General features: G+C 62.8%; 9 protein-coding genes. 6 read left to right on the top strand and 3 right to left on the bottom strand.

Annotated features, from left to right (window positions below; genetic code table 11):
* Positions 1-14: 14 nt before the first annotated feature.
* A complete protein-coding gene (locus tag AC5RU9_RS03200; protein WP_494015287.1) occupies positions 15-1,934 on the bottom strand; it encodes a hypothetical protein in 1,920 nt (639 codons plus the stop codon).
* 158 nt (positions 1,935-2,092) lie between these two features.
* Between AC5RU9_RS03200 and AC5RU9_RS03195 the strand changes: the two genes are divergently transcribed.
* Complete coding sequence (locus AC5RU9_RS03195) at positions 2,093-3,130, top strand: LLM class flavin-dependent oxidoreductase (RefSeq protein ID WP_494015286.1); 1,038 nt, start codon at positions 2,093-2,095, stop codon at positions 3,128-3,130.
* A gap of 25 nt (positions 3,131-3,155) precedes the next feature.
* Here AC5RU9_RS03195 and AC5RU9_RS03190 read toward each other — a convergent pair whose 3' ends face one another.
* Together AC5RU9_RS03190 and AC5RU9_RS03185 are read right to left on the bottom strand one after the other, a co-directional pair.
* Entirely contained in the window at positions 3,156-5,873 is a 2,718-nt protein-coding gene (locus tag AC5RU9_RS03190) for an aminotransferase class I/II-fold pyridoxal phosphate-dependent enzyme (protein ID WP_494015285.1), read from the bottom strand.
* Between the two features lie 28 nt (positions 5,874-5,901).
* Positions 5,902-7,332, bottom strand: coding sequence for an amino acid permease (locus AC5RU9_RS03185; RefSeq protein ID WP_494015471.1), 1,431 nt, complete (start codon positions 7,330-7,332; stop codon positions 5,902-5,904).
* Between the two features lie 387 nt (positions 7,333-7,719).
* Here AC5RU9_RS03185 and AC5RU9_RS03180 point away from each other — a divergent pair, with 387 nt between their 5' ends.
* The 5 genes from AC5RU9_RS03180 to AC5RU9_RS03160 all read left to right on the top strand — a co-directional run bounded on the left by AC5RU9_RS03180 (position 7,720) and on the right by AC5RU9_RS03160 (position 13,924).
* On the top strand, positions 7,720-9,336 hold the full coding sequence (locus tag AC5RU9_RS03180) for a PucR family transcriptional regulator (protein ID WP_494015284.1): 1,617 nt from the start codon (positions 7,720-7,722) through the stop codon (positions 9,334-9,336).
* A 5-nt stretch (positions 9,337-9,341) separates the two neighbouring features.
* Positions 9,342-10,253, top strand: a complete 912-nt coding sequence (locus tag AC5RU9_RS03175; RefSeq protein WP_494015283.1) for a glutaminase — start codon at positions 9,342-9,344, stop codon at positions 10,251-10,253.
* Between the two features lie 15 nt (positions 10,254-10,268).
* Positions 10,269-11,069, top strand: coding sequence for a DNA alkylation repair protein (locus tag AC5RU9_RS03170; protein WP_494015282.1), 801 nt, complete (start codon positions 10,269-10,271; stop codon positions 11,067-11,069).
* 90 nt (positions 11,070-11,159) lie between these two features.
* Complete coding sequence (cobA, locus tag AC5RU9_RS03165) at positions 11,160-12,437, top strand: uroporphyrinogen-III C-methyltransferase (RefSeq protein ID WP_494015281.1); 1,278 nt, start codon at positions 11,160-11,162, stop codon at positions 12,435-12,437.
* Positions 12,438-12,457: 20 nt separating this feature from the next.
* Positions 12,458-13,924 (top strand): FAD-dependent oxidoreductase, encoded by a 1,467-nt coding sequence (locus AC5RU9_RS03160; RefSeq protein WP_494015280.1) that lies wholly within the window; start codon positions 12,458-12,460, stop codon positions 13,922-13,924.
* Positions 13,925-13,957 lie beyond the last annotated feature (33 nt).

The raw sequence follows: 13,957 nt of genomic DNA, 5'->3' as shown, positions 1-13,957 counted from the left end.
ACCGCCACGCGCCCTCATCGAGCCACAATTCCGCGCATGTCGTTAAGCGCTTTCTGATTGTCCTCACTGTTTGAGGCGATGAGGTTGTGGTTTTCCATGAGGATGTTCCCTTCTTCGACAGTGGTGATTGCCCTAAGTTGGTCGTCGTGGGGGCCGCGGTAGTAGTGCTGTTCAAACTCTTCGCGATGAATCGGATTGTTTCCTTCCCACACCACCCCTTTTTTCGTGACGGGGTTGGTAACTCCCTGGCCATGGATGAGCAGATCATAGTAGTACAGGTTCGAATATTCCGTGGTTGGCTGTGGTTTCCAGTCCGGGAGCATGCCTGCCCCAGCAAGAGAGACCACCTTGTCGTATCGGGTTCCGGCGACTTCGGAGCTGGTGAGGTTTGCCAGGCCCCAGCTGTGCCCGATGCCGGTTTGTTCGGCGCCGTTCAGGTAGGGATCAGTGCGCATCCCGGCCTCGAACGATGCCAGTTGCTGGCCGGACGTGCGTGCCAGGTTCTCATCGTTCGCCTCCCCGATTCTCGCCAGGTTGGGACCGCCGGCGGTGTTCTCCTCCCCGGGGAACCGCCCATCCTTATAGACGAAAGCCACCGTCCCCGGCACGGTGCCACCGAGGTATTTCGAGACTTGCTGTACCCCGCCTGTGTAAAAGATGTCCATCCCGGTGAAGGTGCCCGGAACGTAGGTGATCACATGCCGTGTGTCGGAGCCCGGAGTGCCGATCATTTCCACAATCCGGGACCGGTCCCGGTCATAGAGGTAAAGCTGTACGTCCCCGGCTTCCACCTGCTTAAGGTATGCCACCTCATTTTGCAGCATCTTTGTTCGGTTCGGGTCGTGGTGGCTTTGCCCGACCTCGGACAACTTCCGGGCTGTTTCCAGGTCTTTCTCCGCCGCGCGAAGCAGGCTTGGCGCGTTCAACTGGTTCGCGCGGACCCTGGCCAGTGCGGGCATCCCGTCCAAAGCGCCGAACACGGCCGGAGCAGCAGCCAACAGCAACTCCTGCACCCGCGAAAACCCGGGCACGCCCGTGACGGTGCCGGCCCGAGGGTTCATTCCGGCCCACCAAGTCCCGATTTTCGATGGCTCGATGCCTTGCAGGGCCTGCTTCCATCCAGGCATTGTGGCCAACGCCTTCACGTCCGCCTCGGTGGCACTGGACAAGTAGCTCAGCAGCGCCGCGCCCGACAACGACATCGGTGCCGTGGCAAGCACCAGCAGGCCGTTCGATACCGTTACCTGGCCGACGTCCCCGCTGCCACCGGCAGCGCGGAACGTCGACGCGATGTCGGAAAGCCGGCTCGCGTCCTGATGGTTGTCTTCGAGGAACCGTCGTAGCCCGCCACGGACAGCGTGGAGGTCAGAGTGCACCCAGGAGCACTTCTCCTCGAAATCGGACACAGCTGCACTGACTTTGTCAGCCGAAGCTCGGTCTGAGTCGTCGTGGATCCTGAAGGTTGACACTGCGGAGTCCAAGGTGTCCGGATCAGCGGAACTCGCCCCAGCAGTGCTTCCGCTCGCCCAGACACGCAACCCTTGCCGGGCCGTCTCCACGCTCACCACCGGACGGTCAGTCTCCGCCGTCGACGGGCGCGGCCCTACATCCACCCCAAAACCGCCGCCAGCACGGGCCCAGCCGGAGGCCAGCGCCCACTCGGTCACGTCATCCAAGCGACGCTGCTCAACCTCGGCCGCGCTCTTCGCGTCCTGGACCTGACGGGCAACATCTTCCAACATATGGACCAGCTCGGACCGGGCCGCCCTTTCAGAGGCAACGTTTTCCCGGAAGCAGTCTGCGAACACGCCCCGAAATTCCGTGAGAGCAGCAGTCGAGGCCGATTCCCGTCCGCCTCGTTGATCCTGCAACAGACGCGCGGCGTCCCGACATGCAGCGATCAGGCGATCAGCAGCATGAGCATCGAATTCCATAAAAACTCCATCGAATAGATAAAGCATCCCCGCCGCCTACTCTACCTAATCCCGCGGATCTATTTGCACAGGTAACGCGAAGTGACGGACTCGGGACCATGAGGGCGCGTACACGGTGCCAGTGGAATTTCCCCGGACCGTGAAGAGTTGTCCCGAACATGCACAACAAACGGATCGGTTTCCTCTCCTTCGGTCACTGGGCCCGCGTCCCCGGTTCCCTCGTGACAACGGCTGGGGAGGCCCTGAAACAGGGGATCGAACTCGCTGTGGCTGCTGAGGAACTGGGCATCGACGGAGCCTTCTTCCGGGTGCACCACTTCGCCCGGCAGCAAGCATCGCCCTTTCCACTGCTGAGCGCTATTGCGGCACGGACCAGCCGGATCGAGATGGGCACCGGCGTGATCGACATGAGATACGAAAACAGCCTCTACATGGCCGAGGAAGCAGCAGCCACAGACCTCATCAGTGATGGGCGGTTGCAGCTCGGAGTGAGCCGTGGTTCACCCGAACCCGCACGGAACGGAGCAGCGAACTTCGGCTACGTCCCCGAGGACGGTGAGGACGGCGGCGACATGGCCCGCCGCCACACTGCATTGTTCCGCAAAGCCATCGCCGGGCACGGGGTGGCCGAAGCGGACCCGCACTACGCCGGTGGGGCCACAGGTCTGCTGCCCATCCAACCCCAGTCACCCGGCCTCCCGCAGCGGATCTGGTGGGGCGCCGGAACCCGGAAGACCGCTGTCTGGGCAGCAGAGCAGGGGATGAAACTCATGAGTTCCACCCTCCTTACCGAGGACACAGGTGTTCCCTTCGATGAACTGCAGGCCGAGCAGATCAGCCTTTTCCGCGAAGCCTGGGCTGCCGCCGGGCACGACTTTGAGCCCCGGATCTCCGTCAGCCGCAGCGTAATACCCATCGTCGACAGCCAAGACAACCACTACTTTGGCCTCCGCGCCCAGGCGGACAGCCGGGACCAAGTAGGAATTCTCGACGGCGCGTTGTCCCGTTTCGGAAAGAGCTACATCGGCGAGCCCGATCAATTAGCAGACGAACTGGCGAAGGACGCGGCCGTGCAAGCAGCCGACACGGTCCTGCTCACAGTGCCCAACCAGCTTGGCGTCGACTACAACGCCAAGCTGCTGGGCAACGTCGCCAAGCACGTCGCCCCTGCCTTCGGTTGGAGCGCCAAACCATGACTAAGCGTGCAGCTTCCGCGAAAGCCTAGGAAGCCACCGCCACCAGCTCGAGAACACAAGACGAAGCAGGCTCCGCGAACACCCGGTACCCCCGTTCGTGATCGAACCCGTGTATTTCACGCGTATCCAAAGCAGCCATGAATTCGAGGGTCTCCCGCGTGATCACCTGCCCAGGGACCAGGATGGGGAACCCGGGCGGATACGGCGTAACGAACCCTGCCGAGATTACTTCTTGTCCTTCGGCCACGGCAGACGCCGCCTGAGCCGCGGACAGGTACACCGTGGAATCGGGCTTGTAACTCTCAAAGTAGGCGGCCCGGATATCACCGTCCTCGCAGGAATCATCCGTACGGAAGCGCGCGGCGAAGGTGCTGAAGTCCGGGAGCGGGGGAGTCGGGCGGGGGGCGTCGGACGAGGCAGGTAGCGTCCGAGCCCGCGCCGAAGGATGCGGGTTCTCAAAGCCTTCAGCGAGTTTCACCAGGACCTCGATCAGGTACGCCACGGAGCTTCGGGACGTGCCGATGTTGGTCATGAACAGCACCGTGTTCCGGGACGTTTTGTTCACTTGGATGCCGTGATCATCCATGAGGTAGCTGTGGCGGAAAGTATCGCCGTCGATCCCTGTCCTGCTGATGTCCAGCGTGAGGCGGCTGGGGTCGATGACGAATTCGTCCCGCTGCCAGGCGTCCTCGAGCTCCGACAACCCATCCCGCAGCGGCATGCTGGAGCCGGTTTCCCTGTAGAGCGAACCGATGAGGTCCCGTGAGGAAAGCACCCGGAAGTACTTCTTTAGCAGGGGGTGCCGGGCCACGGCTTGGGCCACGGACACGGCAAGGTCGGATTGCCGTTGCACCAGACCGAAACCTTCCAGTTCCACCTGTCGTCTGCCAATGTCCAGAGAAGCCAGAATTTGGTAGTTGGGCGACGTGGATGTGTGGGTCATGTACGCCTCGCGGAAGGACTCCCGGTTGGACCCCGCGAAGTCCTGGTCATACACGTGGATCATGGAACCCTGCCGCAGGGACGTCAAGGTCTTGTGGGTGGACTGGGTGGAGTAGACCCGGATACGCGCTTTCGTGGGATCGGGCACCAGCCGGGTGTTGAGCCAGGCCTCGTCATCAACGGGTTCGCCGGTGACCGGGTCATGAAGCGCGGCGGCCTGTTCCGAATAGCGTGCGGCGTAGGCGGGATCACTGAAGGAAGCTTCCAGTGCGGCTGCTGCCGCCATGCCGGTTCGACGCCGGTACACCGGATGGGAGCGGGCGAAGGCAAACCACGCCTCGTCCCACAGGAAAACCAGATCCGGTTTGATGGCCAGGCATTCCTCCATGACCCTTGCGACGTCGTACACAACGCCGTCGAAAGTGCAGTTGGTGAGGGTCACCATTTTCACTTCATGGAGCCTGCCTGCCCGTCGGTATTCCAGGAGCCTGCGCTTGAGGCTGGCCAGCGGCACGGCGCCGTAAAAGGCGTACTTGTCCAAGGGGTAGGCATCCAGGTAGGAGACCCGGGCACCGGCAAGCACGAACGCGTAGTGGTGCGATTTGTGGCAGTTGCGGTCCACCAGCACCACATCGCCCGGGGCAAGCAGCGATTGGTGAACAATCTTGTTGGCTGTGGACGTGCCGTTGGTGACGAAGTAGGTTCGTTGCGCCCCGAAGGCCCGGGCAGCGAGTTCCTGTGCTCGTTTGATGGAGCCGTGGGGGTCCAGCAAAGAGTCCAACCCGCCTGAGGTCGCAGAAGTTTCGGCCAGCAGCAGGTTGGTCCCATAGAAGTCGGCCATGTCACGGATCCACGGCGAACTCCCTACCGATGCGCCCCTTGAAATCGGCAGGGCATGGAAGACGCTGGCTGGGCGGCGGCTGTAGTCCTGCAACGCGGTGAAGAACGGTGTTTCGTAGCGCTCGGCAACCCCTGACAGGACCGACAGATGCAGGTCCAGATGATCCTGTCGCCGGAAGATCCGCCGGAACTTCCTGGTGAGGGATCCTGCCAGCGACTCGATGGAGACCCCTGCCACCAAGTAGACGTCCAGTTCCGGTCGCAGCCCGGAAATCGCGTCGGCCAGCGCAAGGATGCGCTCGATGGGCCGAGAGTCCTGCAAGTCTGCGGAGCTGTGCCGGGCCAGGAACCGCTGGAGGTCGCTGCCCAACAGATGGGAGCTGCGGAGGGAGAAGCCCGGGCGAAGGACAACGGACTGGATGTCCGGGTTCAGCATGATGGCAACAAGGGCGTCCTCATAGCTGGGAACCACGTTGACCGTGTAGGTAAACGCATCGGAGGGACGCCGTTGGGCGGCCATGGTGTTCTTGAGCGCTTCAGCCTCTTCCGGTTCAACGGCGTCAACCACCAGGACTTCAAACCGTGGCCGCTCCACCGGCTCCGGCTGGTCAGCAACTTCCTCGTCCGGGACCTCCCCGCGCTGCACGGCAACTGTTTCCCCGGACGAAGCGAGCGGGAGGTGGGACAGACCGCCCAGAAGCTGGAGCGCGGCCTGGGGTTCGCCGTCGTCGATTAATTGGCGCAACTGCGCCACGGCGTTGACTCCGGGCTCTGCCCAATACGGCTCCACCGCCGCCAGGAGGGCAAGGCTTCGGTCGATCTGGGACAACAGGCCGGGTTCCTGATGCCTGGCTGAGGCAAGCTGCCTGAGCGCGTATCCCAGGAATTCCCACGCATCGGCTCGGGACCGCCAAGCCCGGCTTGGGGTGCCGATTTTGAGGGACGGGGAAGGGTTGCTCATGTGTTTCACTTTCAAACTGAAAAGGGGTCTAGGACGTCAGCGCTGTGCGGATGCGGCCGCGATACGCATACCAGCCCACGATCAGGAGCGGCACCAGCACCAGCAATGACGCGAGAACCCAGCGGCCTGTCTCCGAGAAGCCCATGGTGACCACCACAAAGGCCAGGAACCCGAGGGTGAGATAGGAAGTAAAAGGTGCTCCGAAGAGCCGGAACGCCGGCCGCGCCACTTTGCCGCTGCGGACCCAGTGCTGGAGCTTGATGTGGCACAGCATGATGGTGGCCCAGCCGCCGATGATTCCCACGGCCGAGATTTCCAGCACGATCTCAAAGACTTGCGAGGGGACAACGGCGTTCAATCCAACGCCCACTAAGGTGATGACCGCAGTCAGCAGGATGCCACCGTAGGGCACTCCGGACGCGCTGATCCGTCCCGTGAATTGTGGAGCGGAGCCGTTCACTGCCATGGAGCGGAGGATGCGGCCGGTGGAGTAGAGGCCTGCGTTGAGGCTGGAGAGCGCTGCGGTGAGGACCACGAAGTTCATCACGGACGCCGAGATGGCTCCGGCCTGCGGATCGCCAAGGTGCGAGAAGAACGTGACAAACGGGGATTCGCCGGCCTTGTAGGACGTGAAGGGAAGCAGGAGCGAGAGCAGCAGCACTGAGCCCACATAGAAGACTCCGATGCGGATCACTACGGTGTTCACGGCCTTGGGCATCACCTTGTGGGGTTGGGCCGTTTCTCCGGCCGCGGTGCCCACGAGTTCCACAGCAGCATAGGCGAACACCACGCCGCTGATGGCCAGGAGCGGCGCCACGGAGCCCATGGGGAACATGCCACCGTTCTCCGCGATGACGTTGAGGCCCGGAACGCCAATGTCCGTCCGGCCGCCGAAAACGATGAAGCAGATTCCTACCACGAGGAACGTCACCAAGGCGCCAACCTTGATCATGGCGAACCAGAACTCCATCTCGCCAAAGATCTTCACGGACACCAGGTTCAGGGCGAGCACCACTACCAAAGCAATCAACGCGATCAACCACTGCGGGACGTCATTGATGGGTGCCCAGTATTGGCCCCAGAACTTCACGTACAGGGCAACCGCGGTGACGTCCACAATGGAGGTCATGGCCCAGTTCAGGAAGTAGAGCCAGCCCGCGGCGTAGGCCATCTTCTCGCCATAGAACTCCCGGGCGTAGGAAACGAACGAGCCGGAGGTGGGGCGGTACAGCACCAACTCGCCCAGTGCCCGCAGGATCAGGAAAGCGAAGAATCCGCAGACGGCATAGACCAGGACCAGCGCTGGTCCGGATCCGTTCAGGCGGCCTCCGGCGCCCATGAAAAGGCCGGTACCGATTGCGCCGCCGATGGCGATCATCTGGATCTGCCGGGGCTTGAGGGTCTTGCGGTAGCCGGTTTCCTCTTGGGCGAAAGCGCTCGACGGCGGATCGGCGGCCAGGTCTGTTGGCGACGGAAGGGTTTGTGTGGACGCAGGGGTGGGTATCACTTCGGGGGTCTCCTTTGACTCCGTTGCCACCAGAGGTGGCTCAATACTCCACAACGTGGGGCTGACTGCCGGGCAGTTGGGCTGAAATTGGCCGTGCTTCAGTCAGTCTTTGTGGTGTGTGGGACAGTCACCAACTCTAGGTCGCTGCCGTCGCCAACAAATTGGCTGGCGAACCAAATTCAGGGCCCGGCTCTTGTGCCGGGGGGACAACACTGGTGTTCTGAAGGGCCGGTAATGTTTCTCGCTGTGCGTGCCTGCGTACAGGTACCGGCGGAGCCCCTCAATGGCGAGGAAGCCTACTGCTGAAGAAACTGATGTGGAGAGGAAGCGATAGCTTCGTTGAAAGCTTTGGAAATTGACGACGACGGAGTCGTCACCCTATTGAGCGATGTCCTTGAAGATCTGGGTGTCGGCAACGCCCGGCTGCTGCTGGCCCCGGCAGAGGACAACAGAACCGTTCGCGAAACGGTCATTGTTGATGCTGAAGACGACGACGAGATCCGTCCCGGCGCCCTGGTCATGTTGATCGGCGCTCGCGGGCGTGCGGCGCTCCCTGCACTCCGCCGCATCATCGCTGGACGTCCCACAGCAGTTGCTGTCAAGGGCAGTGAACGCGAGCTGGAAGCCGCAGCAGAGTTGCTCCAACCAACCGGCATTGGACTGGTGGCGGTTGCCCCGGGACTCCGCTGGGATAAGTTCGAGAGCATCGCGCTGGACCGGGTCCGTGAGAACGATGTGCCAGGCGAAACCCCCACGTCAGTTCACCGCGACTTATTCGCGATCGCCCAAACCACGGCCACACTTACCAATGGCCACGTGGTGATCGAAGATCCGGGCAACAGGGTTCTTGCATACTCCCCGGCATCCAATGACGTTGACGAGCTCCGCCGGCTGTCCATCCTGGCGAGGCGTGGTCCTGAAAAGTACCAAAAACTCCTGAAGGAATCAGGGGTTTACAAGCACCTGCAGGCCACTGAAGCGCCTGTCCACGTGGAAGCCAACCTTGATGCCGGTCTTCGTGAACGTGTGGCAATCGGCATTCACGCGGGCAGCCGGGTCATGGGATACATCTGGTTGCAGGAAGGTGCTGAACCTTTGGCGGCCAACACGGACCGCATCATGGTGGGTGCGGCCAGGCATGCGGCCATCGAATTGGTACGCCACCGCAACGAGCAGTCCCAATCGATGCGCGAGGACCGGGTGTCCAGCCTGCTCAGTGGAACGGCACAAGTCCATTCGCAGGCCCAATCGGCAGGCATAGATCCCTCGAAGCCAGCGGCTTTGGTCCTGATTTCGGCGGGCGGGCTCAGCCAGAGTGCAGCCGGGCTTCAGCTCCGCAGGGGAGAGCTGTCCAAAGTGGCATCAATCCATGCGGCAGCCTACCGACCAGGCGCCGTAGTGGGAGCGCTGGGGATGGAAACGGCCATCATCCTGCCCGACGTGGACCCGCTCAAATCCCTCCCCGCCATCAATCGCCTGGTCAACACCATTGTTCGTGATGCCACCACCCACCTTCACTTCCAGGTGCAGGCGGCAGTCGGTCCCATCGTTCCGCGCCTGGACGCCCTGCACGCCACCCTTGATCACGTGCGCAGTGTCCTCAAAGTCATGGAAGCAACGCCGGACGTTCGCGTGGCCTCGTACAGCGACGTGGAAACAACCGTCCTGACCAGGGAACTGCTGGAGTTGCTGGAATCCCGGACCTCCCTGCGTCATGCAGGAATCACCCGGCTGTGCAGCCGCTATCCGGAATTCGCGCTGACACTCCTGACCTACCTGGAGTTCTTTGGCGACGTGAACCGGTGCGCCGAGGAGTTGGCCGTCCACCGCAACACCGTTCATTACAGGCTCCGCCGTGCCTGCGAGGTGGCTGGCCTGGACCTGCATTCCGCGGATGAACGCCTGCTGGCGCACCTCCAGATCAGGCTCTGGACCTACGCAGGGACCAAGGGCTAGGAACCATGGATATCCAGAATCTGCTCGACGACATCGTCGGGGCCGTGCAGCCGCATGTCGGCCAGGGAAACGTGGCTGACTACATCCCCCAGCTCGGGGCCGTGGATGCCCAACAATTCGGCATTTCGGTGGCCACCCGTGACGGCGAGGTGTATTCAGCCGGAGACGCCCACGTGGACTTTTCCATCCAAAGCATCTCCAAAGTCTTTGCGCTGGCCCTGGTGCTGGCCTTTGACGGAGACAGTATTTGGAAGCGGGTGTTCCGGGAGCCGTCCGGCAACCCCTTCAATTCGTTGGTCCAGTTGGAGAGCGAGGACGGCATTCCCCGGAACCCGTTCATCAACGCCGGAGCCATTGTGGTGACGGACCGGCTCCTCAGCCTGACAGGAAACGCCGCCCATGCCGTGCGGGACTTGATGCGTCAGGAGACCACCAAGGACACCATCGACACCGATCACCAAGTCGCCGGTTCGGAATTGGCCAACAGCCACCGCAATGCTTCTTTGGCACACTTCCTGGCAAGCTGCGGCAACCTGGAGAACCCCGTGGAGGATGTCCTGGACTCCTATGCGAAGCAATGCGCATTGGCCATGACGTGCGAAGACCTTGCGCTCGCAACACGCTTCCTGGCCGCCAACGGGCTGGGTGCTGACGGGAACCTGGTTCTCTCCCCGGCGCAGACCAAGCGGATCAACGCCGTCATGCTCACCTGCGGAACGTACGATGCCGCTGGCGAATTTGCCTACCGTGTGGGACTACCTGGCAAGAGTGGTGTTGGTGGCGGCATCGCGGCAGTGGTTCCCAACAAGTGCTCCATCAGTGTCTGGAGCCCTGGCTTGGGGAAGTCCGGCAACTCGGTAGCAGGCGTGGCGGCGCTGGACGAATTCACAACACGCACAGGATGGTCGGTCTTTTAGGCGCATGATGGAGTCATGACCCCGACAGTCGGAAAGGCCCCAAAGCCCGCCAAGACCCGGAAGCCTGCCGCGCCCGCGCCGGGAACGCAGCCCACCGCCGTCGCGTTCTTGGAACGCCTGAAAATCCGGCAGTCTGACCTTGAGCAGGCCAAATACCAGCGGTACTTCAAGACCGGCGAAGGGGACTATGCCGAGGGTGACTTCTTCATGGGCGTGCGCATGGGTGAAGTTTTCACGCTCAGCAAAGAGTTCGCGGCCATGTCAATGGAGGACATCGAGCAGCTTCTGGAGCAGGACATCCACGAGGCCCGCGCCGGCGCCGTAAAGATCATGTCGCTCCAAGCCCAGAAAAAGAAGACCACGGAAGAACGGCGCCAACGCCTCTACGAGCTCTACTTGCGAAAGCATGACCGCATCAACAACTGGGACCTCGTGGACCTGGGCGCTGGGCGGGTGGTGGGTGGCTGGCTCATGGACAAACCGCGCGACCCACTCTACGAACTCGCCCGCTCGGAGAACATGTGGGAACGTCGGACCGCCATCGTCGCCACCTCGGCGTTCATCCGTGAAGGCCAACTCGACGACACCTTTGCCATCGCCGAAATCCTGCTCGGAGACAAAGAGGACCTGATCCACAAAGCAGTAGGCGGCTGGGTCCGCGACGCAGGGCGCAGCAGCCGCGAACGCCTGCTGGCGTTCCTGGACGAGCACGCCGCAACCATGCCCAGAACCACCCTTCGTTACGCCATCGAGCATCTGGGCAAAGAGCAGCGGGCCTACTACCTGACGCTTAAAGACAGGGTTTCTCCCGGCTAGCCGCGGAGATATGTGACGCTGGATTACCCAGCGTTACCGGGTGTTTCCGAGTCTTTGAAGCATGTTACGGAGCCGCCCTACAGTTTTTTCATGGCAATACAGGACATTTACCCCACCGCGCTGCGGCTGCTCGGCCGCCCGGTGCTGGTGGTGGGCGGCGGCCCCGTCGCGGAACGCCGCGCCAGGGGACTGCTCGACGCCGGTGCGAAAGTTACCGTCGTCGCCCCCGTTGCCACTGAAAACCTTCACGGTCTCGCCGCTTCCGGGCTGCTCACCTTGGAGCAGCGCGAGTACCGCACGGCAGACGTCGACGGCGTCTGGTTCGTCCAGACGGCCACGGGCACTTCCGCTGTGGACACCCAAGTAGCGGCCGACGCCGAAGCGCAGCGCATCTGGTGCGTCAACGCCTCCGATCACGAAGCATCAGCCGCCTGGACACCCGCCGTTGCCGTGGTGGACGACGTCAAGATCGCCATTAACGCCGGGGGAGACCCACGACGCGCCATGGCCCTTCGGAACGCAGTGGCAACCGCCCTGGAGGCAGGTGACCTGCCGCTCCGCCGGCACCGTAAACCGGATGCGTCCGGCACCGCACCGGCTGGCTCTGTCGCCCTCGTGGGCGGCGGTCCGGGCGACTCGGGACTCATCACAGTCCGCGGCAGGCGCCTACTGGGCCAGGCCGACGTCGTGGTGGCAGACCGTCTTGGCCCGCGCGAGCTGCTGAAAGAGCTTGCCCCGGATGTTCGCGTGATCGAGGTCGGCAAGACGCCCGGTCACCACCCCGTTCCACAACTGGAGATCAACCGCATCCTCGTGGACGAAGCCCTCAACGGCAACCGCGTGGTCCGGCTCAAAGGCGGCGACCCCTATGTCCTGGGGCGCGGCGGTGAGGAAGCAGAGTTCTGCCGGCAGAACGGCGTCGAGGTTGAAGTGGTGTCCGGCGTGACGTCGGCAATTTCCGTTCCGGCTGCCGCGGGTATCCCCGTAACGCACCGCGGCTTGGCCAAGGGCTTCAGCGTGGTGACCGGCCATGAAGAGCTGTCCGAGGTCCCCGCACGCCGCGACCACACTGTGGTGTTGCTCATGGGAGTGGCGCAATTGCGCGATTCCGCGGCTGCCTTGGCTGGCTCGGGTCTGCCTTTGGACACTCCAGTAGGTATCGTTGAGAACGGGTATTTGCCGGACCAGCGCGTCACCATCGGTACGTTGGGGACCATTGCGGACCAGGCGAAAGCCGTCGGCGTGGCCAATCCAGCGGTCATTGTGATCGGCGACGTCGTCCGTGTCAGCCCCTTCGCGCCGCAGCATTTCAAGACCGCTGACTACAGCACCATCACCCCCAACCGCCCGCGCGTTCGCAGTAACTGAGAAGAAGAAGGAACACAGCCGTGTCAATTAGCACCCCCGTAGGTTCTGCGGACCGTCCGCTCCGCGTCGCCGTGATCGGCTCCGGTCCGGCCGGCGTGTACGCAGCGGACATCCTGACCAAGAGCGAAGCCGTCAAGAGTGGCGAACTCACCGTCAGCATCGACCTCTTTGACCGTTACCCCGCACCCTACGGCCTGATCCGTTACGGCGTTGCCCCGGACCACCCCCGCATCAAGGGCATCGTCAACGCCCTGCACAAGGTCCTGGACCGCGGCGACATCCGCTTCTTCGGCAACGTTGACTACGGCACGGACATCTCCATCGAGGACCTCCGCAAGCACTACGACGCCATCATCTTCGCCACGGGCGCCATCAAGGACGCAGACCTGAACATCCCGGGCATCGAACTCGAGGGCTCCTTCGGCGGCGCCGACTTCGTTTCCTGGTTCGACGGACACCCGGACGTTCCGCGCGAATGGCCGCTGGAAGCCAAGGAAATCGCCGTCCTCGGCAACGGCAACGTTGCCCTGGATGTTGCCCGCGTCCTGTCCAAGCACGCCGATGACCTCCTGGTCACCGAAATTCCGGACAACGTCTACGCCGGCCTGAAGAGCTCCCCGGTCACGGACGTCCACGTCTTCGGTCGCCGTGGTCCGGCGCAGGTGAAGTTCACCCCGCTGGAACTGCGTGAACTCTCGCACTCCAAGGACGTGGACATCATCCTCTACGCCGAGGACTTCGAATTCGACGAAGAATCCGACCGCCAGATCCAGAGCAACAACCAGATCAAGACCATGGTTGGCACACTCACCAACTGGATCGCCGAGCAGCCCGAGGACCTTTCCGAACTCACGGCGTCCCGCCGCCTGCACCTGCACTTCCTGCACAGCCCGGTTGAGATCGTCGACTCCACCGAAACCCCGGGCAAGGTTGCCGGAATCAAGTTCGAGCGCACCGAACTGGACGGCACGGGCAACGCCCGCGGCACCGGAGAGTTCATCGACTACCCGGTCCAGGCCGTCTACCGCGCCATCGGCTACTTCGGCTCGGCCCTGCCGGACGTCGAATTCGACCACAAGAAGGGCGTGATCACGAACGACGGCGGTCGTGTCCTGGATGCCGACGGCCAGCACGTCCCGGGCCTTTACGCTACGGGTTGGATCAAGCGCGGTCCGGTCGGCCTCATTGGCCACACCAAGGGCGATGCCCTCGAAACCGTCACCTACTTGCTGGAGGACCGCGAAAACCTGCCCGTCGCCGAGGTTCCAGCGGCAGACGCCGTCGTGGATCTGCTCGACGCCCGCGGCGTGAAGTTCACCAGCTGGGAAGGCTGGCTGGCCCTGGACGCGCACGAGCTCGCCCTCGGCGCAGCGGCCACCGAAGCCGGCGGTTCGCACGGCGTTGAGGTCAAGCGTGAGCGCATCAAGGTTGTGCCGCGCGAGGACATGGTTAACATCTCCCGCGACGGTGTTTCCGTAGACGTCTAAAGAACAACGCGGGGTCACTTACGGCCGGTCCGG

The sequence above is a fragment of the Arthrobacter sp. B0316-5-4 genome, assembly GCF_059090325.1.
Note: the sequence above shows the minus strand (reverse complement) of the source record. Positions and strands in the feature narration are given on the sequence as shown.